The organism is Paraburkholderia sp. Tr-20389, assembly GCF_017104565.1.
Taxonomy (GTDB): domain Bacteria; phylum Pseudomonadota; class Gammaproteobacteria; order Burkholderiales; family Burkholderiaceae; genus Paraburkholderia.
This window is the reverse complement of sequence record NZ_JAAGPD010000011.1, coordinates 163837-185019: the sequence shown is the minus strand read 5'-3', so window position 1 is coordinate 185019 and position 21183 is coordinate 163837. Positions and strand designations below refer to the sequence as shown.

Below are 21183 nucleotides of genomic sequence, written 5' to 3'. Positions count from 1 at the left end.
TGGAGAATGCTCCGATGAGTTGGCAAAGCGCCCTCGCGTGCTGGTTCCTGCGCCGTCAGTTTCATCCGCAGACACGACACCCTGTCATCGACGCGCAGCGCGCGCGCAAGATGACCGCGAAGCGCGCCTATACGCCGCGCGTGCCAGCGGGCTGGGCCTTGCACGAACGATATGGAGCGCATGACGGGCCGCTGCGCGGTGAATGGCTGACGCGCGTCGATGGCAGGCACGCGGCGACGATCCTCTATCTGCATGGTGGTGGCTATTACTTCTGCTCGCCCCAGACGCATCGCGCGGCGTCGTTCGGTCTCGCAGCGCGTAGCGGAGCGCGCGTCTTTTCGCTCGACTACCGGCTCGCACCCGAACACCCGTTTCCCGCCGCACTCGACGATGCGCTTGCCGCGTATCGACGGCTGATCGAAGAAGGCGCGAAGCCGGCGTCGATCGTGATCGCCGGCGATTCGGCGGGCGGCGGCCTGGCGCTCGCGACGCTCGTCGCGCTCCGCGATGCAGGCGAGCCGATGCCGGCGGGTGCGATCCTGTTTTCGCCGTGGACCGATCTCGCGGCGACGGGCGCGTCGCTGCAGACCAACGACGGCGTCGATCCGATGTTCCATGGCCCGTCCGTCGCGCGTGCCGCGAAGCTGTATCTGGGCGACACGCCCGCGACGCATCCCTACGCTTCACCTCTTTACGCGGATCTGAAAGGCCTGCCGCCGCTCTTCATGCAGGTGAGCAGCACGGAAGTCCTGCTCGACGACTCGCGCCGCGTCGCCGACAAGGCGCGCGCGGCGGGCGTCGAACTCGACTTCGAAATCTGGCGCAAGATGCCGCACGTGTGGCAGCTCTGGGTGCCGTTCATTCCCGAAGCGCGCCGCGCGCTCGATCTCGCCGCGCGTTTCGTTCTGCGTGTGACGGGTGAGTCGCGCAACGTTCAGCCGTCGAGCGAGACCTCGATCGCCTGATACGCGGCCTGGACGACGTCCGCGCCGTACTGGCGTTCGAGCCGGCGCACCGTGAAGTGCCCGTGCGCGACCTGCTGGAAGTGATCGATGAACACGGTGTTGACCATCGCGCCGAGCACTGCGCCGATGGCGGGTATCGACTTCGCGGCGATCTGTTCGCTCACTTGCACCGAAAAGCGCGAAGCGATCGTGTTCAACAGACGCAGCAACGCGGCAGAGCCATGGGCCGAGAAGCCCTTCGTCGCGATTTCCGATGACGCCTTCGATACTGCCTGCGCCAGTGCGCCGCGCATGATGAAGTAGCCGTAGTCGGCATCGTCGTCGGCTTTCGACGTTCCGCCCATGCCGAGCACCGTCAGGCATTGCAGCTGGGTATCGACGGACGTCAGATCCTCGCCCTCGCTGCGCGCGATATCGCAGATCGAGCGGAACATCAGCGTCGTCGTGACGGGCAGTTCGACGGGCAGCGCGAACAGTCCGAATGCGCCGCCCGCGGCGCCCGTCGTCGCGACGGCGAACTTGTGCAGCAGATTGCTCGGCCGGTCGTTGACTCCGAGCGGCGCGCCGCCCATCGGGCGCCCGAGCGTACGCAGCGCGATCTGCAGGCATTTGCGCAGCGCGAGCTGTGTCGCGTCGTTGACCTTGTCGCTGGCGATGGCCGGCATACGTGAGATCAGCTTTTCCATCGGCGAGCCGACGATGCTGGCGAGCTTCATCGCCAGCGCGGGGCTTTCGAGTTCGTGTCTGGCGCGGCGCAGGGCCGCGAGATCGTCGTCGGAAAGCGGCGAGGCGGCGAGCGTAGCTGGTTCCATGAGTCTCCCTGACTTCGACAGATTGCATTTTTGAGCGCGTCCGACGCGGCGGCTGCCGTCGAATGCACGCACATTTAGAGCCATCCTGCGTGGTATGATTCCGTATCGTTGACGCGTCAACAGTTGTTTCATCAAAAAATGGCCGTGCATACCGCCGCCCACCATTCGAGTGGGCAAGTATTACCGTTCCGGGAGTCGCTGCTGGCGATGCTCGGCGTCTCGTTCGTGTCGATGCTCGTCGCGCTCGACCAGACGGTGGTCGGCACCGCGCTGCCGACGATCGTCGCGGATCTCAAGGGTTTCGAGCTATACGCGTGGGTCGCGACCTCGTATCTGCTGACCTCCGTGATCACCGTGCCGATCTTTGGGCGGCTCGGCGACTACTACGGGCGCAAGCCGTTCGTGATCGCGTCGATCATCGTGTTCACGGCAGCGTCCGTGCTCTGCGGCGCGGCCAACAACATGCTGTTTCTGGTGATCGCGCGCGGCTTGCAGGGCATCGGCGGCGGCATGCTGGTCGGCACGGCGTTCGCCTGCATTCCCGATCTCTTCCCTGATTCCGTGGTGCGCCTGCGCTGGCAGGTGCTGATGAGCACGGCGTTCGGCATTGCCAACGCGGTGGGACCGTCGCTCGGCGGTTTTCTCACTCAGTATTACGGCTGGCGCTCGGTGTTCTACGTGAATCTGCCCGTCGGCCTGCTGTCGCTGTTTTTCGTGTGGCGCTATCTGCCGCACCTTCGGCATGTCGTTCATGAAGGCAAGATGCGGCTCGACTGGCCCGGCGCGTTGCTGATCGCGCTGTCGCTCGGCAGCTTGCAGATGTTCGTGGAACTGTTGCCGAAGCATGGCGTGACGGCGTCGGCGGCCGGCTTGCTGGTGTTGAGCGTCGCGAGCGCGATCGCGCTGTGGCAATGGGAAAAGCGCTTCCCGCAAGCCATTCTTCCCGTCGACATGTTCCGCAACCGGAGTCTGTCGGCGCTCTTCGTGCTGGCCGTGCTCGGCGGCTTCGCGATGTTCTCGCTGCTGTTCTACGCGCCGCTGCTGTTCCAGGGCGGCTTCGGCATGATGCCGAACGAGGCGGGGCTCGTGATCACGCCGCTCGTCGTGTTCATCACGATCGGCAGCATCGCGAACGGGCGCATTGTGTCGCGCATTCCGAATCCGAACGTGATGCTGTTCGTCGGTTTCGCGCTGTTCGCGGCGGCGTCGCTCGGCGTGGTGATCGCGACGCGCTCGATGCCGCATTGGCTGCTGATGCTGTTCATGACGTTCGGCGGTCTCGGCCTCGGTTTCGTGCTGCCGAACCTCACCGTCTTCGCGCAACAGACGGCGGGCCGAGAGCATCTCGGCATCGCGACGGCGCTTCTGCAGTCGCTGCGCATGATCGGCGGGATGATCGGCACGGCGTTGACGGGCACGCTCGTCGCGCATATGTACGCGAGCGGCGTGCGTAGCGCGCTCGACGGCGATCACGCGAGCAAGTGGTTCGCCGATCTCGGCGATCCGCAGATTCTCGTGAATCGCGACGCCCAGCAGACGCTTTTAGGCGAGCTGGCGCGGGCCGGGCACAACGGCGCGCTGCTGCTGGAGTCGGCGCGCGAATCGCTGGTGGGCGCGATCCATATCGGCCTGGCGCTCGGTGCGCTGGTGTCGCTGTTCGCGGTCTGGCAGAGCCGGCGCGTGCCGCCCGTCAAGCTGCGCAAGCAGGTCGAGCCGGTCGTCCATGTAGACTGACGGTCGTTTTAGCGCTTCGGAATGTGTAGAAAGATCATGGAAGAACAGGACCGCGTCGCTATCCTTCATCAGTTTGGGCGCACGTATCGCGCGTTCATGTCGGCGTTCGAGGGACGCGTCGGGCATCCGATGCCCCGCTGGCGCATTCTGCTCGCGCTGTACGAGCAGGCGGGCGAGTCCTCGCAGAAGAAGCTGGTCGAGCGTCTGCGCATCGATCCGGGCGCGCTTACGCGTCAGCTGAAATCGCTGGAAGCGATGGGCTGGATCGCGCGCAGCATGGACGAGCGCGACAATCGCATCACCAACGTGAAACTCACCGCGGAAGGCCGCGCGGCAATCGAAACGAGCCTGCCGAACCGGAACGCGTTCCTGCACGACACGATGGCGGCATTGCCGGACGATGTGCTCGCTGGCCTGTCGGGCGCACTGACGATGCTCGAAGCCCGCATCGGCGAAGTGGCGGCAGCCGCGTCGACGGATGCCGAGGCTGCGCAAGCAGGGCGTTGAACTAACAAAAAGCGGCGCTGTGCAGTTCACACAGCGCCGCTTTGCCTGACGAAGCGATCCAAGAACAATCAGAAAAACGTTTCGATCACTTCCGTCACGCGATACGACGGATCGACCACCAGCACCTGGCGCCATTTGTCGAACGTCAGGCACGGATGCGAGATGTCGAACGCGATCATGTCGCCGACCTTGAGGTCGGCGCCTGCGGGAATCCGCAGATACGCATGCTGATCCATCATGCCGAAAATTTCCCAGCCTTCGTCGGCAGCGATGTCGCGCGGTTTTTCTGTGCCCGGCCGATAGTGCTTCGCGGGTTCCGGATAGCCCGCATCGAATGCTGAATCGCGCTTTCCGAGACCGATGATCGCGCGGTCCGGTTCGGGAATCGATTGCACGTAGGCCCACAGATGCAGTGCGGGCAGCAGGCCTTCGCCCATGCGCTTCGCGACGGGATTGCGCTTGAAGATGTCCGTCTGCGCCTTGCGATAGATGCCGACGTCGTGCGTCAGATAGCAACCTGGACGCAGCACGATTTCGATGCGGTCCTTGCGCGATGCCTTCTGGAATTCTTCGGCGACGACGTCGTACCATGCCGAGCCCGCGCCCGACAGCACGGCCGGCGTGCGCGCGAAGCGGCCCTTGTCCGACAGTTCGAGCGTGAGCTTCACGGCGCTGCGCAGGAAGTCGCGCACTTCCTGCTCTTCCTTCAATACGCCTTCATACAGTTCGATACCCGCGAGTTTCAACGAGTTGGGATAACGCGCGATCGCGTCGAGCACGGCTTGCGTCTGCGCGTCATCGCGCACACCCGTGCGGCCGCCCGGCACGCCGAGTTCGACCAGCACCTGCAACTCTTTCTTCACCGAGCCGAAGAACTTGCCGAGTTGCTCGACGCCTTCGACGGAGTCGACGAGACAGAAGAATTCGAAGTCGGGATCGCTCAGCAGTTCCGCGATCATCAGCATGTTGCGCTTGCCGACCAGCTGATTCGCCATCAGTACACGCGATACACCGCCGTGATACGCCGCGCGAACCTGATGCGCGGTAGCCAGCGTGATGCCCCATGCACCCGTTTCGATCTGGCGGCGGAACAATTGCGGCGCCATCGTGGTCTTGCCATGAGGCGCGAGCTTCACGCCGTACTCGGCGACGAACTTCTGCATCCAGTTCAGGTTGTGCTCGATGCGGTCCGTGTACAAAACAGCAGCGGGCAGACTCACGTCCTCGTCGAGCAGATTCCATTCGAGACGCGACGCGTCCGCCAACTGGATGCTCGTGCCGGGCACGTTGCCCAAGCCCTTGCTATAAGGGTCGATCGTGGCTCCCTGATAGTTTGTAACTTTCATGTCATCCTGCTCCATCGGCCAGTTAAATCGAATCGAAGTTGACTTTCGTATGTTACCGAAAGTACGATGGTTGATGAAATGTTATTTAGTACCACGCCTGCCGCGACCGATGTTACCGGCCGCGCGGGGACTTGCGAGCCATGAATTCCACCGCCGAACCCGTTGCTTTCGACATCGTCGCTCGCATTGCCGAATGCGCGCCCGAGTTGCGTTCGGCCGAGCGCAAGGTCGCGGCGCTGATTCTCGACGACCTGACCGGCGCGTCGCGCGCGAGCATCGGCGCATTGGCGGAGCGGGCGGAAGTGAGCGTCGCGACGGTCACGCGGTTTGCCAAGGCCGTCGGTTGCCGCGACGTGCGCGAACTGAAGTTGCGGCTCGCGCAGGCGGCCGCCGTTGGCCAGCGCTTCCTGCAGACGAACGCGCAAAACGACGACACGCCCGAGCCATTGGCGACGCGTGTCTTCGACGAGTTGCAGACGGCGCTCACGCACAACCATCAGTTGCTGTGTCAGGCGCCCATTGCGCAGGCGGCGGCCGCGCTGCGTGAAGCGCGCATGATCTATGTGTTCGGTATGGGCGGCGGCTCCACTGCGCTCGCCGACGAAATGCGCTTTCGTCTCGTCCGCCTGGGGCGGCCTGTCGCGACGTATCAGGACGCTTTGTTGCAGCGCATGGTCGCATCCACGGTTTCGCGCGACACCGTAGTGATCGCGCTGTCGACGACGGGCCGAGTGCCGGAAATGGTGGACAGCTGCAAGATAGCGCGCAGTTACGGCGCGACGCTGATCACGGTGACCGCGCCCGCGTCGCCGCTCGCGAAGATGGCCGACTGGGTGATTCCCATGGTCGCGTTCGAAACCGACTTCATCTACAAGCCGTCGTCGTCGCGCTACGCGATGATGATGGCGCTCGACGTGCTCGTCACCGAACTCGCATTGAGTCTCGGCGACGAGAGCCGCGAATTGCTGCGCCGCATGAAGCATGCGCTCGACGCGCATCGCGGCGGCGGCGACCGACAACCGCTAGGAGACTGATCCATGCATTCGCACCCCGAAGCCGCCGATACGCTGATCGTCGGCGCGCAACTGTACGACGGCACGGGCGCGCCGCCCGTCGAACGCGACGTCGCGTTGCGCAATGGGAAGATTGCCGCGATCGGCAATCTGTCGAACTGGCTGGCTGAAGAGGTGATCGAGGCGAACGGCCGCGCGCTCGCGCCCGGTTTCATCGACGTGCATACGCACGACGACACGCACGTGATCCGCTCGCCGGAGATGCTGCCGAAGATCACGCAGGGCGTGACGACGGTGATCGTCGGCAATTGCGGTATCAGCGCGTCGCCCGTTTCGCTGCAAGGCGATCCACCCGATCCGATGAATCTGCTTGGGCCGCGCGACGCGTTCCAGTATCCGACCTTCGCCGCGTATGTCGCTGCCGTGAATGCGGCGAAGCCGTCGGTGAACGTCGGCGCGCTGATCGGGCACACGGCGCTGCGCAACAATCATATGGATCGGCTGGACCGCGCGGCGACGGCGAGGGAAATCGACGGCATGCGCGCGCAGCTCGAAGAAGCGCTGGCGAATGGCGCGCTCGGCTTGAGTTCGGGTCTTGCGTATGGCTCCGCATTCGCCGCGCCGACGGAAGAAGTGATGGCGCTTGCCGAACCGCTCGCGGCGTCGGGCGCGTTGTACACGACGCACATGCGCACCGAGTTCGACGCGATTCTCGATGCGATGGACGAGGCGTACCGCATCGGCAAGCACGCGCGCGTGCCCGTGATCATTTCGCATCTGAAGTGTGCGGGGCCGTCGAACTGGGGGCGCAGCGTCGAGGTGCTTGCGTCGCTCGAAGGCGCGCGGCAGTTTCATCCTGTCGGATGCGACTGTTATCCGTACAACCGCAGTTCGTCGACGCTCGACCTCAAGCAGGTGACGGGCGATATCGACATCACGGTGACATGGTCTACGCCACATCCCGAGATGGCGGGGAAGTTGATCAAGGACATTGCCGCCGAATGGGGCGTCACGCAACAGGAAGCGGGCAAGCGTCTGCAGCCGGCGGGCGTCGTGTATCACAACATGTCCGAGGACGACGTGCGGCGCATCCTCTCGCATCCCGCGACGATGGTCGGCTCGGACGGCTTGCCGAACGATCCGTTGCCGCACCCGCGTTTGTGGGGCGCATTTCCGCGCGTGCTGGGTCACTATGCGCGCGATCAGAAGCTGATTCCGCTGGAGGAAGCGATTCGCAAGATGACGAGCCTGTCCGCGCGACGCTTCGGGTTGAAGGAGCGCGGCGAGGTGCATATCGGTTATCACGCGGATCTCGTGTTGTTCGATCCGTTGCGGGTGCGCGATGCGGCGACGTTCGACAAGCCGCGGCAGGCAGCCGACGGCATCGATGCCGTGTGGGTGAATGGCGTGTTGTCGTATCGCGATGGGACGCACACGGGAGAGCGTGCGGGGAGGTTTGTCGCGCGTGGGGCGACGGCGGCGTCGCGGGCCGAGCTGGCTGAAGTTTTTTGAATTTGATTTTGATGCGTTCGCGTTGGGTGTGGGCGCGCTTATATGACAGGAGTTGAACGATGAAGCGTTATGGCGTTGAAGGTGGCAAGGGCACGGGCGGTCAGGTGATGCCGTTTGCGCGTGCGGTCGAAGCGGATGGCTGGCTGTTCGTGTCGGGGCAGACGCCGATGGAAAACGGCGAAGTGATCAACGGCGGAATCGTCGAGCAGTCGCACAAGGCGATTCAGAACGTGATGGCGATTTTGACCGAGGCCGGGTATGGGCCGGAGCATGTCGTCCGGTGTGGTGTGTGGCTCGACGACCCGCGTGATTTTGCTTCCTTCAACAAGGTGTTCAAGGAGTACTTCGGGGCGAATCCGCCTGCGCGGGCATGTGTTGTGTCGTCGATGGTGATCGACTGTAGAGTCGAAGTTGATTGTGTTGCCTATAAGAAGCCTGCGGCTTGATTCTTTTTTCGCTGGCATCCGCGTGATGTTGTCTTGCTTCATGCGTTGCCCCTGTGCGGGGCGGCACTTACTTTCTTTGCCGCCGCAAAGAAAGCAAGCAAAGAAAGCGGGCTCACACCGCCAGTGCTAGTTGTTGCCTGCGGGCCCCCAACAGTTCTTACGCTCCACGCGGCAACGCGCCATTTCATGCGCGTTGCCAGCGTGCTAACCGGATGCATCACCTGCTTCACACACCCGCGTCACGGACCGCGTTACCAGACGTTTGCGGCCGCCCAGGTGGCAAACTGTGTGTAGCTTGTCGCGCCGTATGCGTTGGCGATACTACGACACCGATCCGCTTTTCAGTCCGGAGTGGTGCACTTCCATCGCGACAGCCTACACACAGTTTGCCACCTGGGCGGCATAGACGATTCGCTGCCGATGGCTGGGCTGCGGGTGACTGGAGTGGGTGATGCGCCTGTTCGAGGCGGCGGCAACGGGCGCAACACGATGTGTTGCCGTGTGGAGTGCGGGACCCGTCGGGGGCCCGCAGGCAACAAGAAGGATTGGCGGTGTTAGCGGCTTTCTTTTGCCTACTTTTCTTTGCCGCTGCAAAGAAAAGTAGGTGCCGCCCCGCACAGGGGCAACGCGTGAAGCAAGACAACATCACGCGTATGCCAGCGAGCAAACCGCGTATGCCAGCGAGCAAACCGCGTATGCCAGCAAAAGCGCAGAGCGAAAATCAAAAGGCGAAGCCCGCGCCGAGAAGGCAAGAATAACGACTACTGCCGCGCAGTCCGCAAATTATCCGGCATAGGCAGATTAAAGTTCGTCCGGAACGGATTGATATCAAGCCCTCCGCGCCGCGTATACCGCGCATACACAGCCAGTTTAACGGGCTGACAAACCTTCATCACATCGAGAAAAATCTTCTCGACACACTGCTCGTGGAACCCAGTATGGTTCCGATAAGAAATGATGTACCGCAGCAGCGCTGCGTGATCGATCTGCGGCCCGACGTACTGAATCTGCACTGAACCCCAATCAGGCTGCCCGGTCACCGGGCAATTCGACTTCAAGAGATTGGAGAACAAGGTCTCTTCAACAGGCGCCTCATCGAGCGCCGCCTTCAGCAACGAAGCATCCGGCTGATAGACCTCGGCATCGAGATCGAGGCGATCCAGCGACGTCCCTTCGAACTCATCCAGCGCAAGCTTGGAAAACTCCGCCGGCGGATAAAGATGCAACGACACCGACGCGCCGCACGCAGCGGAAACATCGCGCTTGATCGTGTCGCGCACAATATCGATCGATTCAAACGAAGTCTGCGCAAACGAACCGAGATAAAGCTTGAACGACTTCGACTCGACGATATTCGGCGAATCGGCAGGAACATAGAACGTCGCAATGGCGATCTGCGGCTTGCCGCGCGCATTCAGCCACGACAGCTCGTACGCGTTCCAGATGTCGGTGCCGAAGAACGGCAGCGTCGCGCCAATACCGATCTGGTCGCGCGCGTTCTTGCGCGCGATCGGAAAGAGCAGCGATGCGTCGTATTGTTCGGTGTAGCTGGACGGCTTGCCCAACGGGGATTGTTCGGGTGTCATGATGCGTTCACGATGCCACTCACGACATGCCCGATCGCTGTCACGTCACGGGCCGATTCGCAGTGGCGAATTTGGTCGTCGAAGAAAAAGTCCGGCTCGAACTCGCGCAGAAATGCGCCCTTGTCCAGCCCGCCAAGAAACATCGCTTCGTCGATTTCGATGTTCCAGGCCATCAATGTGCGGATCGCCCGCTCATGCGCAGGCGCCGAACGCGCTGTCACCAGCGCGGTGCGGATATGCATCGGCGCGGCTTCGTCGGCGAGCGTCTGCAAACGGTGCAGCGCCTTGAGTAAAGGCTTAAGCGGTCCGTCGGCCAGAGGCAGATCCTTGTTGTCGATCTCGTGACCGACGAATGCTCCCAGCCCGTCCTTCTGAAATACGCGCTCCGCTTCGTCGGAAAACAACACCGCGTCGCCATCGAACGCAATGCGGATTTCGTCCGGGTACTTGCCCGCCATTTTCGCCGATTCGGGCAACACGCGTGCGGCGGGGAATCCGGCGGCCAGTGCGTCGCGCACGTCGTCCTGATTCGCGGACAGGAACAGCGACGCATTCAACGGCTTCAGATACGCAAACGGCGCGCGGCCGCGCGTGAACACGCCGCGCTCGATCGACAGTCCATGCTCGCGGCACGAACTGAACGCGCGCAAACCGCTAATGGGATCGCTGCGCGACAGAATCACCACTTCGACGCGATGCGCTTCCGTGTTCAGCGCCAGCAGCTTGCGAATCAGTGGAAACGCGACGCCGGGCTTCGCAGGCACATTCAGCCGGTCGCGCTGCAGCGTTTCATACGCACGCAGATTGCCTGCCTCGTACACGCCGTTCTCTTCCTCGAAATCGAACAGCGCGCGCGAGGAGATCGCCACCACCAGCTTGTCGTTGAGCGAAAAAGCCATGCGCGATATTTACGCGAGGAACAGGCGATACACCGGGTTCGACGTCTCTTCCCAATACGGATAGCCGAGCGTCGCGAGGAAGCGCGCGAATTCCGCATCTTCCGCCGACGGCACCTGAATGCCGACAAGGATCGAACTATAGTCCGCGCCCTGGTTGCGGTAATGGAACAGGCTGATGTTCCAGTTCGGCGCCATCGACGACAGGAACTTCATCAGCGCGCCCGGCCGCTCCGGAAACTCGAAACGGAACAGGCGCTCGTCGTGCGCAAGAGGCGAGCGGCCGCCGACCATGTAGCGGATATGCTGCTTCGACAGTTCGTCGCCCGTCAGGTCGACGGTCGCGAAGCCGTGGTCTTCGAACGCGCCGGCGATCTGCGCGGACTCGCCGCGATTGCGGATCTGCACGCCGACGAAGATATGGGCGGAATTCGCGTCTGCAATGCGGTAGTTGAACTCGGTGACACTGCGCGTGCCGACCAGCTCGCAGAAGCGCTTGAAGCTGCCGCGCTCTTCGGGAATCGTCACCGCGAACACAGCTTCGCGGGCTTCACCGACTTCCGCGCGCTCGGCGACGAAGCGCATGCGGTCGAAATTCATGTTCGCGCCCGACGTGACGGCGATCAGCGTCTGGTTTTCGATGCCTTCGCGCTCGGCATATTGCTTCGCGCCCGCGACGGCTAGCGAGCCCGCTGGCTCCAGCACGCTGCGCGTGTCCTGGAAGACGTCCTTGATCGCGGCGCACAGTGCGTCGGTGTTCACCGTCAGCACTTCGTCGAGATATTCCTGACACAGGCGGAACGTCTCTTCGCCGACGAGCTTGACGGCGGTGCCGTCCGAGAACAGGCCGACTTCATTGAGCGTCACGCGCTTGCCGGCCTTGATCGATTGCGCCATCGCGCACGAGTCGTCCGTCTGCACGCCGATGACCTTGATCTCGGGACGAACCGATTTCACGTACGCCGCAATGCCGGCCGCGAGACCGCCGCCGCCGATGGGTACGAAGATCGCGTGGATAGGCGCCTGATGTTGGCTGAGCATTTCCATCGCGACGGTGCCTTGACCGGCGATCACGTATGGGTCGTCGAACGGGTGAACGAAGGTCAGGCCGTGCTGTTCTTGCAGCTTGACGGCGTGCGCGTAGGCGTCGCTATAAGACTCGCCCACCTGCACGATCTCGACGGTCGGGCCGCCGTGCGCGCGCACCGCGTCGACTTTCACCTGCGGAGTCGTCACGGGGACGACGATGATTGCCTTCACGCCCATGCGTGCCGCCGACAGCGCAACGCCCTGCGCATGGTTGCCCGCTGAAGCCGTAATCACACCGCGCGCGAGCGCGTCGGCGGGAATATGCGCCATCTTGTTGTACGCGCCGCGCAGCTTGAAGGAGAAGACGGGCTGATTGTCTTCGCGCTTCAGGTAAATCGGGTTGCGCAGCCGTGCGGACAGATTCCGCGCATATTCGAGTTCGGTCTCACGCGCGACGTCGTAGACGCGGGCGGTGAGGATTTTCTTCAGATAGTCGTGGGAAGCCATACGGAGGGGCGCGCGCAAGGCGCGGTTGATTACTGGTTGTTTACTGACGGGAAGGGGTAATGATAGCGCTTATGTGTCCTGGCGGACGTGGTTGCAGGTGGTTTTGCTGTCGGGCCTTCGCTGGCATACGCGGTTTGCTTCTGGTTTGCTGGCGTTGCCCCTGTGCGGGGCGGCACCTACTTTTCTTTGCCGCGGCAAAGAAAAGTAGGCAAAAGAAAGCCGCTCACACCGCCAATTCTTCTTCCTGCCTGCGGGCCCCCAACGGGTCCCGCACTCCACTCGGCATCACGCTGATTTGCGCCCGTTGCCAGCGCCTTGAACCGGCGCATCACCCACTCCAATCACCCGCAGGCAGCCAGCGGCAGCGAATCGTCAGCGCCGCCCAGGCGGCAAACTGTGTGTAGCTTGTCGCACCATATGCGTTGGCGATCCTACGACACCGATCCGCTTTTCAGTCCGGAGTGGTGCATCTACGTCGAGACGGCCTACACACAGTTTGCCACCTGGGCGGCCGTCGACTCCTGGTAACGCGGTCCGTGACGCGGGTGTGTGAAGCCGGTGATGCATCCAGTTAGCACGCTGGCAACGCGCATGAAATGGCGCGTTGCCGCGTGGAGCGTAAGAACTGATGGGGGCCCGCAGGCAATCACTAGCACTGGCGGGGTTAGCCCGCTTTCTTTGCTTACTTTCTTTGCGGCGGCAAAGAAAGTAAGTGCCGCCCCGCACAGGGGCAACGCCAGCCAACCAGAGACATAGCGCGGATGCCCGCGAAGAAAAAAAGAAAACCCAGAATGGCGACTGCGTCGCAGACAAAAAAACTGCGTCGCAGAAAGACATCTCAACGACGAATTCGCAAAAGCCAACTCGCAAAGGCTTACCGCGCCGACATCGGCCGGCGAACGCACGCCGGCATCCTGCGGTAGAATCCTATTTTGGAACAAGGATCGGAAGATCGGAAGATGCATTGGCAGCCTCGGATCGCCCATTTGATGCCCGTCCCGCGTGAGGCTCGCCCCGCGGCGCAGCGGCATGTGCGGCACGCACGATCGCGTAGCTATATCTGAGCGCGGCGAGGCGACCGGCCACCCACGTTCCAGCCATTTCCCCGGCGATCCCGGGCGCTGGCCTGCCGGTTGCGGCTTCGCACACTAGAAAGATTTCCAGCATTGCGCCCCACGCGCACTGTCAGCGGGCCTCAGTAATGAGCGCGCGCCGCTGACCTACCGAGTCGTCCAAACATGAACGCACCTCAAGTTTTCGATCCGCACGGCGCCGCCGCCACCGTTGCCGCCGACGCCGAACCGCGTCTGCGCGAAATCCCGTACAACTACACGTCGTTCTCCGACCGCGAAATCGTCATCCGCCTGCTCGGCGACGAAGCATGGGCCGCGCTCGACGAACTGCGCAGCGAGCGCCGTACCGGCCGCTCGGCGCGTATGTTGTACGAAGTCCTCGGCGATATCTGGGTCGTGCGTCGTAATCCCTACCTGCAGGACGACCTGCTCGACAACCCGAAACGTCGCGCGCTGCTGATCGAAGCGTTGAACCACCGTCTCACGGAAATCGAAAAGCGCCGCCGCGCCGACCTCGTCGAACATACCGACGAAGCGGGCGTCGGCCGTGCCGCGCGCGTCGAAACGCTGGTCGCCGCTGCCCGCCGCGCCGTCGATGCGTTCGCCAGCGAGTTCGACAAGATGGCAGAACTGCGCCGCCGCGCGACCAAAGTGCTGGGCCGCCAGACGCAGAAGGACAACATCCGCTTCGACGGTATCGCGCGTGTCTCGCATGTGACGGACGCGACCGACTGGCGTGTCGAATACCCGTTCGTCGTGCTGACGCCGGACACGGAAGCCGAGATCGCCGGTCTCATCAAGGCGTGTTTCGAACTCGGTCTGACCGTGATTCCGCGTGGCGGCGGCACGGGTTACACGGGCGGCGCGGTGCCGCTCACGCCGTTCTCCGCCGTCATCAACACGGAAAAGCTCGAACAACTCGGCGCCGTCGAACTGACGGAGCTGCCCGGCGTCGCGCACAAGGTGCCGACCATCTTCTCCGGCGCGGGCGTCGTCACGCGCCGTGTGACGGAAGCGGCCGAGCAGGCGGGCTATGTGTTCGCCGTCGATCCCACCTCGCTGGACGCTTCGTGCATCGGCGGCAACGTCGCGATGAACGCGGGCGGCAAGAAGGCCGTGCTGTGGGGCACGGCGCTCGACAATCTCGCCTGGTGGCGGATGGTCGACCCGGAAGGCAACTGGCTCGAAGTCACGCGTCTCGATCACAACCTCGGCAAGATTCACGACATCCCCGTCGCGCGCTTCGAACTGAAGTGGTTCGACGGCGAGTACGCGCCGGGCGAAAAGCTGCTGCGCACGGAACTGCTCGACATCGAAGGCCGGCGCTTCCGCAAGGAAGGTCTCGGCAAGGACGTGACGGACAAATTCCTCGCGGGTCTGCCGGGCATCCAGAAGGAAGGCTGCGACGGCCTCATCACGTCGGCGCGCTGGGTGCTGCATAAGATGCCCGCGCACACGCGCACGGTTTGCCTGGAGTTCTTCGGCCAGGCGCGCGAGGCGATTCCGAGCATCGTCGAAATCAAGGACTATCTGTTCGAGACGTCGAAGCAAGGCGGCGCGATTCTCGCGGGTCTCGAGCACCTCGACGAACGTTATCTGCGTGCCGTCGGCTACGCGACGAAGAGCAAGCGCAATGCGTTTCCGAAGATGGTGCTGATCGGCGACATCGTCGGCAACGACGCGGACGCGGTCGCCACGGCGACCTCCGAAGTGATCCGCATGGCCAACGGCAAGAGCGGCGAAGGCTTCGTGGCCGTGAGCGCCGAGGCGCGCAAGCGCTTCTGGCTCGATCGCAGCCGCACGGCCGCGATCGCGAAGCACACCAACGCGTTCAAGATCAACGAAGACGTCGTGATTCCCCTGAACCGTATGGGCGAATACACGGACGGCATCGAGCGCATCAACATCGAGCTGTCGATCAAGAACAAGCTGCAACTGGTCGACGCCCTCGAAGCGTTCTTCAAGAGCGGCAAGCTGCCGCTCGGCAAGAGCGACGACGCGAACGAAATCCCGAGCGCCGAACTGCTCGAAGACCGCGTGCATCAAGCGCTCGAACTGCTCGGCCATGTGAAGAAGCGCTGGGAATTCCTGCGCGACAAGCTCGACCTGTCGTTGCGCGAAGCGCAGCACTATCTGGTGCAACTCGGCTACGCGGCCCTCGCGGAGAAGTTCGCGGACCGCGTCGACGACCAGCCGGACGCGAACGTCTTCCATATCGTGCAGGACCGCACGGTGCGTGTGTCGTGGAAGCAGGAGATCCGCGCGGAACTGCGTCAGATCTTCAATGGCGGCGAGTTCAAGCCGATCCTCGATGAAGCGCAGGCCATCCACAAACAGGTGCTGCGTGGCCGTGTGTTCGTCGCGCTGCACATGCACGCGGGCGACGGCAATGTTCACACGAACATCCCCGTCAACTCCGACAACTACGAAATGCTGCAGGACGCGCACGTCGCAGTGGCGCGCATCATGAAGCTCGCGCGTTCGCTTGACGGCGTGATTTCCGGCGAGCACGGCATCGGCATTACGAAGCTCGAGTTCCTGACGGAAGACGAGATCGGCGAATTCCGCGCGTACAAGCAGCGCGTCGACCCGCATGGCCGCTTCAACAAGGGCAAGCTGCTCGAAGGCGCGGACCTGCGCAACGCGTACACGCCGTCGTTCGGGCTGATGGGCTATGAATCGCTGATCATGCAGCAGTCCGATATCGGCGCGATCGCCGATTCGGTGAAGGACTGCCTGCGCTGCGGCAAGTGCAAGCCCGTCTGCGCGACGCACGTGCCGCGTGCGAACCTGCTCTACAGCCCGCGCAACAAGATTCTCGCCACCTCCCTGCTGGTCGAGGCGTTCCTGTATGAAGAGCAAACGCGCCGTGGCGTGTCGATCAAGCATTGGGACGAATTCAACGATGTCGCCGATCACTGCACTGTCTGCCACAAGTGCGTGACGCCGTGCCCGGTGAAGATCGACTTCGGCGACGTCACGATGAACATGCGCAACCTGCTGCGCAAGATGGGCAAGAAGAAGTTCAACGCGGGCAACGCGGCGGGCATGTTCTTCCTCAACGCGACGAATCCGCAGACCATCAATCTCGCGCGCACCGCGATGATGGGCGTCGGCTACAAGGCGCAACGCCTCGGCAATGAGGTGCTGAAGAAACTCGTCAAGAAGCAGACGGCGCATCCGCCCGCAACGACGGGCAAGCCGCCCGTCGTCGAGCAGGTGATTCACTTCGTCAACAAGAAGATGCCGGGCAACCTGCCGAAGAAAACGGCGCGCGCGCTGCTCGACATCGAGGACAACAAGATCGTCCCGATCATCCGCAATCCGAAAACGACGACCGTCGATTCGGAAGCGGTGTTCTACTTCCCCGGCTGTGGTTCCGAGCGCCTGTTCTCGCAGGTCGGTCTCGCGACGCAGGCGATGCTGTGGGAAGCGGGTGTGCAAACGGTGTTGCCGCCGGGCTATCTGTGCTGCGGCTATCCGCAGCGCGGCTCGGGCCAGTTCGACAAGGCCGAGCAGATCGTCACGGATAACCGCGTGCTGTTCCACCGCGTCGCGAACACGCTGAACTATCTCGACATCAAGACGGTGGTGGTGTCGTGCGGCACGTGTTACGACCAGCTGGCCGGCTACGAATTCGAGAAGATCTTCCCGGGCTGCCGGATCATCGACATCCACGAATTCCTGCTGGAGAAGGGCATCAAGCTCGATGGCGTGACGGGCACGCGCTACATGTACCACGACCCATGCCACACGCCGATCAAGACGATCGACCCAGTCAAGCTCGTCAACGAACTGATGGGCACCGAGAAGAACGACGGCTACAAGATCGAGAAGAACGACCGCTGCTGCGGCGAGTCGGGCACGCTGGCCGTCACGCGCCCCGACATATCGACGCAGGTGCGCTTCCGTAAGGAAGAGGAAATCCGCAAGGGTGCGGCAAAGCTGCGCGGTATTCCCGTCGTCGCCGACGCAGGCGCGAACGCGACCAACATGGCGAACGCGGCGGCAGGCGCAGCCGGTGCGCCGGCGGGTTCGGTGCTCAAGGCAGGCGACGGTCCGCAGCCGAACGGTGCGAATGGCGGGAACGGCGCAACGACGGACGTCAAGATCCTGACGAGCTGCCCGTCCTGCCTGCAAGGCCTGTCGCGCTACAACGAAGACGCGAACGTCGAAGCGGACTACATCGTCGTCGAAATCGCGCGACACGTGCTCGGCGAGAACTGGATGGCCGATTACGTTCAGCATGCGAACAATGGCGGAATCGAGCGCGTGCTGGTCTAATGGCACGATAAAGGTTCCGCTTGAGGACGACGATGGACTGTATCTTCTGCCGTGAGGACGGCGGCGATGTGCTGTGGCAGGACGACACGCTGCGTGTCGTCCTCGCCGACGAACACGACTACCCCGGCTTTTGCCGCGTGATCTGGAATCGGCACGTCGCCGAGTTCTCCGATCTGGGCGATGCCGAGCGCGATCGCGTGATGCGCGTGGTGTACGCGGTCGAGCGCGCGATCCGGCGCATCCTGCACCCCGTCAAGGTAAACCTGGCAAGCCTCGGCAACCAGGTACCGCACGTGCACTGGCACGTGATCCCGCGCTTCTCCAACGACGCGCATTTCCCGCTGCCCATCTGGGCACCACGCCAGCGCACCGTCTCCGAGGCGATGCTGTCGCAGCGGCGCGCGCAGGCGACGCTGCTGCGCGAAGCGGTGCGCGGCGAAATCGAACACGCTCTCGCCTGAGGTCATCATGAGTGGATTGACACCCGACACGCCGGTGCCCACCGGCGTCGTCGTTCATGCCGTATCGCGCGTGCTGGAACTGCAGTATGCGAACGGCAACAGTTACCGCGTGCCGTTCGAGCTGATGCGCGTCTATTCGCCGTCGGCGGAAGTGCGCGGCCACGGTCCCGGCCAGGAAACGTTGCAGACGGGTAAGCGCGAAGTGACGATCACGGCGCTCGAGGGCGTCGGCAACTATGCGCTGCAGCCCACTTTCTCCGACGGCCACAACACGGGCATCTACTCGTGGGATTTGCTGTGGGATCTCGCGACCCGCCAGGACGAACTCTGGGCCGAGTATTTCGACAAACTTCAGGCGGCGGGCGTCGACCGCGATGCGCCGATGTCCGTATCCAGTCCAGCGCACGGCCACAGACACTGATACGATTCGGCGGCGCGCCGCCTGGGTGCGGCGCAACAATTTTCAGAATACGCGAAAGGACGAAGCGCGATGACCAAAACCCACTTCGGCTATCAGACAGTCGACGAACAGGAAAAAGCGAAGAAAGTGGCCGGTGTGTTCCACTCGGTCGCCTCCAACTATGACCTGATGAACGACCTGATGTCGGGCGGGCTGCACCGCGCGTGGAAGGCGTTCACGATTGCGCAGGCCAACGTGCGGCCGGGCTTCAAGGTGCTCGACATCGCGGGCGGCACGGGCGACCTGTCGAAGGCGTTCGCGAAGCGGGCGGGGGAGACGGGCGAAGTGTGGCACACGGACATCAACGAATCGATGCTGCGCGTGGGCCGCGATCGCCTGATCGACAAAGGCGTCATCACGCCGACACTGCTGTGCGACGCCGAAAAGATCCCGTTTCCCGACAACTACTTCGACGTGGTCACGGTGGCATTCGGCTTACGGAACATGACGCACAAGGACGCCGCGCTCGCCGAAATGCGCCGCGTGCTGAAACCGGCCGGGCGCCTGCTCGTGCTGGAATTCTCGAAGGTCTGGGATCCGCTCAAAAAGGCCTACGACGTCTATTCTTTTAAGGTGCTTCCGTGGCTCGGCGATCGCTTCGCCAAGGACGCCGAGAGCTATCGCTACCTCGCGGAATCGATCCGGATGCATCCGGACCAGGAAACTTTGAAGACGATGATGGAACAAGCTGGCCTCGATGCCGTCAAATATTACAATTTGTCAGCTGGCGTGGTAGCCTTGCATGTGGGGACGAAATACTAATGTCTCTAACCTCTCGTTTTTAAAGGAAATTGAGAAAATGTCTGATTCGAATCTGTCATCTCGTTGTAAGGTTAAGGGGGCTTGGGCGAGGAGAATCGGACTGATCGCGATGGTCGGCCTGATCTCAGTCGGCACGCTGGCCTCGCTCGACGCCGAAGCGAAACGCATGGGCGGCGGCCGCAGTATCGGGCGTCAGTCGAACGTCACCCAACCGAGTCAGCAGACGGCACCGTCGCCTTCGCAGTCGCCGGGCGCGCCGTCGCAGGCCATGCAGCAGCAGCGTCCCGCCACGCCGCCGCCCACGCCTGCCGCGCAGCCTAATCGTTCGCGCTGGCTCGGGCCGATCGCCGGTCTCGCGGCTGGCCTCGGCATCGCCGCGTTGCTGTCGCACTTTGGTCTGGGCGAGGCGTTCGCCGGCATGATGGCGAACATGATCGTGATCGCGCTGATCGCGTTCGTCGCCATCTGGCTGATCCGCAAGTTCGTCGGCCGCAAGCGCGACGCGCAGACGCCGGCCTATGCAGGCGGCTCGCCGACGCTGAACGCGGGCGGCACGGGCTACTCGCAGGAACCGCGCTACACCGCGCCGCCGACGGGCTCGTACCTCGGACCGCAGGGCAATCCGCTGACGACGCCCGACGTCGCCGCGACGCCGGCAGTTCCGGCTGGTTTCGACTCGGAAGCCTTCCTGCGCAACGCGAAGGTCTACTTCGTGCGCCTGCAGGCCGCGTGGGACGCAGGCAACATGGACGACATCCGCGAGTTCACGACGCCTGAAATGTTCGCGGAAGTGAGAGTCGACCTGAGTTCGCGCGGCGCCGAGAAAAACCAGACCGACGTCGTGAAGCTCGACGCCAATCTGCTGGGCGTCGAGGATCGCGGCAGCGAGTACCTGGCCAGCGTGCGCTTCCACGGTCTGATCCGCGAAACGTCGGGCGGGTCGGCAGAACCGTTCGAAGAAATCTGGAACCTGTCGAAGCGCAATGGCGAAGGCTGGCTGCTCGCCGGTATCCAGCAGGTGAACCTCCACTGATCCCGTAAAGGATTAGCCGTTCGGCAGAGCCAGGCTCGAAGCGAACGGACGTTACAATAGGAACCCGCGTCGGCAGTCGCCGGCGCGGGTTTTCTCTTTCCACTGCCGATGACCCTTGCCGCCAAGCCCTTCGCTGCTGCCGTCAACCATCTGCTCGCTCGCGAAACGTGGGCGCGCGAACGTCTCACCCCATATGCCGGCAAGACCGCACGGCTGTCCTGTCCTCCCATCACGCTGATCCTGCTGGTTCAGCCGGACGGCTATCTGAGCGCTGTCGACGAAAGCGAAGCGCACACGTTCGACGTCACGGTCGCCGTGCCCTCGGACGCCGTTCCCGCGTTTCTGCAAGGCGGCCAGGCGGCCGTGATGAAGCACGTGAAGATCGAAGGCGACGCCGAGTTCGCTACGGCCATTGCAAAGCTGGCAGAGCATCTGCGGTGGGAGCCCGAAGAAGATCTGGCGAAGCTGGTGGGCGATGGGCCCGCATGGCGGATTGCGTCGGCGGCGCGCACGGTCGGCGATCATGCACTGCGTACGGGCCGCAATCTGCTCGAATCGGTCGCCGAGTATCTGTTGGACGAAAACCCGCAGCTCGTGCGGCGCGCCGCACTCGACGATTTCAACGCCGAACTGGCGCGTGCCCGCGATGCGCTGGCGCGGGTCGAGAAGCGCATCGAGCGTCTTGAACAGAAGGTCGTAGCCCGTGGCGCTCGTGCGCCGGGCGCCGCCGCCACGCCGCGCGGCACGCGCTAGTCAC

The 21183-nt window shown here is 63.2% G+C and carries 17 protein-coding genes; 12 read left to right on the top strand and 5 right to left on the bottom strand.

The annotated features are described in order from the left end of the window. Positions 1–14 precede the first annotated feature (14 nt). Entirely contained in the window at positions 15–965 is a 951-nt protein-coding gene (locus G3N95_RS14645) for an alpha/beta hydrolase (protein WP_205970788.1), read from the top strand. On the opposite strand, the gene G3N95_RS14640 is transcribed toward G3N95_RS14645, so the two are convergent. Next, positions 935–1777 (bottom strand): EcsC family protein, encoded by an 843-nt coding sequence (locus tag G3N95_RS14640; RefSeq protein ID WP_205970787.1) that lies wholly within the window; start codon positions 1775–1777, stop codon positions 935–937. The two genes, G3N95_RS14645 and G3N95_RS14640, sit on opposite strands and share 31 nt — an antisense overlap. A gap of 138 nt (positions 1778–1915) precedes the next feature. Between G3N95_RS14640 and G3N95_RS14635 the strand changes: the two genes are divergently transcribed. Both G3N95_RS14635 and G3N95_RS14630 read left to right on the top strand, forming a co-directional pair. Then, the gene (locus G3N95_RS14635) at positions 1916–3511 is read left to right on the top strand and encodes an MDR family MFS transporter (RefSeq protein WP_205970813.1); all 1596 of its coding nucleotides are present in this window, start codon (positions 1916–1918) and stop codon (positions 3509–3511) included. Positions 3512–3547: 36 nt separating this feature from the next. Further along, complete coding sequence (locus tag G3N95_RS14630) at positions 3548–4018, top strand: MarR family transcriptional regulator (protein ID WP_205970786.1); 471 nt, start codon at positions 3548–3550, stop codon at positions 4016–4018. Between the two features lie 68 nt (positions 4019–4086). On the opposite strand, the gene G3N95_RS14625 is transcribed toward G3N95_RS14630, so the two are convergent. Further along, on the bottom strand, positions 4087–5364 hold the full coding sequence (locus tag G3N95_RS14625) for an amino acid deaminase (RefSeq protein WP_205970785.1): 1278 nt from the start codon (positions 5362–5364) through the stop codon (positions 4087–4089). A 140-nt stretch (positions 5365–5504) separates the two neighbouring features. Here G3N95_RS14625 and G3N95_RS14620 point away from each other — a divergent pair, with 140 nt between their 5' ends. Genes G3N95_RS14620 through G3N95_RS14610 form a run of 3 tightly spaced genes read left to right on the top strand, consistent with a single transcriptional unit; the run spans position 5505 to position 8335 of the window. After that, positions 5505–6398, top strand: coding sequence for a MurR/RpiR family transcriptional regulator (locus tag G3N95_RS14620; protein WP_205970784.1), 894 nt, complete (start codon positions 5505–5507; stop codon positions 6396–6398). Positions 6399–6401: 3 nt separating this feature from the next. Further along, entirely contained in the window at positions 6402–7889 is a 1488-nt protein-coding gene (locus tag G3N95_RS14615) for a D-aminoacylase (protein WP_205970783.1), read from the top strand. 59 nt (positions 7890–7948) lie between these two features. After that, positions 7949–8335 carry a RidA family protein gene (locus tag G3N95_RS14610; protein ID WP_205970782.1) on the top strand — a complete coding sequence of 129 codons (387 nt, stop codon included), beginning with the start codon at positions 7949–7951 and terminating at the stop codon, positions 8333–8335. A 761-nt stretch (positions 8336–9096) separates the two neighbouring features. Here the strand turns inward: G3N95_RS14610 and queF are convergent. From queF to ilvA, 3 genes are read right to left on the bottom strand one after another with little or no spacing between them, the layout of a single operon-like run. Beyond that, the gene (queF, locus tag G3N95_RS14605) at positions 9097–9921 is read right to left on the bottom strand and encodes an NADPH-dependent 7-cyano-7-deazaguanine reductase QueF (protein WP_205970781.1); all 825 of its coding nucleotides are present in this window, start codon (positions 9919–9921) and stop codon (positions 9097–9099) included. Continuing rightward, entirely contained in the window at positions 9918–10820 is a 903-nt protein-coding gene (locus G3N95_RS14600) for a 5'-nucleotidase (RefSeq protein WP_205970780.1), read from the bottom strand. The genes queF and G3N95_RS14600 overlap by 4 nt, the downstream gene beginning before the upstream one ends. Before the next feature lie 9 nt (positions 10821–10829). Continuing rightward, positions 10830–12353: a threonine ammonia-lyase, biosynthetic gene (gene ilvA, locus G3N95_RS14595; RefSeq protein ID WP_205970779.1), complete on the bottom strand. Its 1524-nt coding sequence runs from the start codon at positions 12351–12353 to the stop codon at positions 10830–10832. A gap of 1238 nt (positions 12354–13591) precedes the next feature. Between ilvA and G3N95_RS14590 the strand changes: the two genes are divergently transcribed. From G3N95_RS14590 to G3N95_RS14565, 6 genes are all read left to right on the top strand, one after another. Further along, a complete protein-coding gene (locus G3N95_RS14590) occupies positions 13592–17710 on the top strand; it encodes an FAD/FMN-binding oxidoreductase (protein WP_205970778.1) in 4119 nt (1372 codons plus the stop codon). Between the two features lie 32 nt (positions 17711–17742). Then, positions 17743–18171 carry an HIT family protein gene (locus G3N95_RS14585; RefSeq protein WP_205970777.1) on the top strand — a complete coding sequence of 143 codons (429 nt, stop codon included), beginning with the start codon at positions 17743–17745 and terminating at the stop codon, positions 18169–18171. A gap of 7 nt (positions 18172–18178) precedes the next feature. Further along, positions 18179–18592 (top strand): DUF971 domain-containing protein, encoded by a 414-nt coding sequence (locus G3N95_RS14580; RefSeq protein WP_205970776.1) that lies wholly within the window; start codon positions 18179–18181, stop codon positions 18590–18592. A gap of 69 nt (positions 18593–18661) precedes the next feature. After that, entirely contained in the window at positions 18662–19393 is a 732-nt protein-coding gene (gene ubiE, locus G3N95_RS14575) for a bifunctional demethylmenaquinone methyltransferase/2-methoxy-6-polyprenyl-1,4-benzoquinol methylase UbiE (RefSeq protein ID WP_205970775.1), read from the top strand. A 37-nt stretch (positions 19394–19430) separates the two neighbouring features. Next, entirely contained in the window at positions 19431–20426 is a 996-nt protein-coding gene (locus G3N95_RS14570) for a TIM44-like domain-containing protein (protein ID WP_205970774.1), read from the top strand. A 108-nt stretch (positions 20427–20534) separates the two neighbouring features. After that, entirely contained in the window at positions 20535–21179 is a 645-nt protein-coding gene (locus G3N95_RS14565) for an SCP2 sterol-binding domain-containing protein (protein WP_205970773.1), read from the top strand. Positions 21180–21183 lie beyond the last annotated feature (4 nt).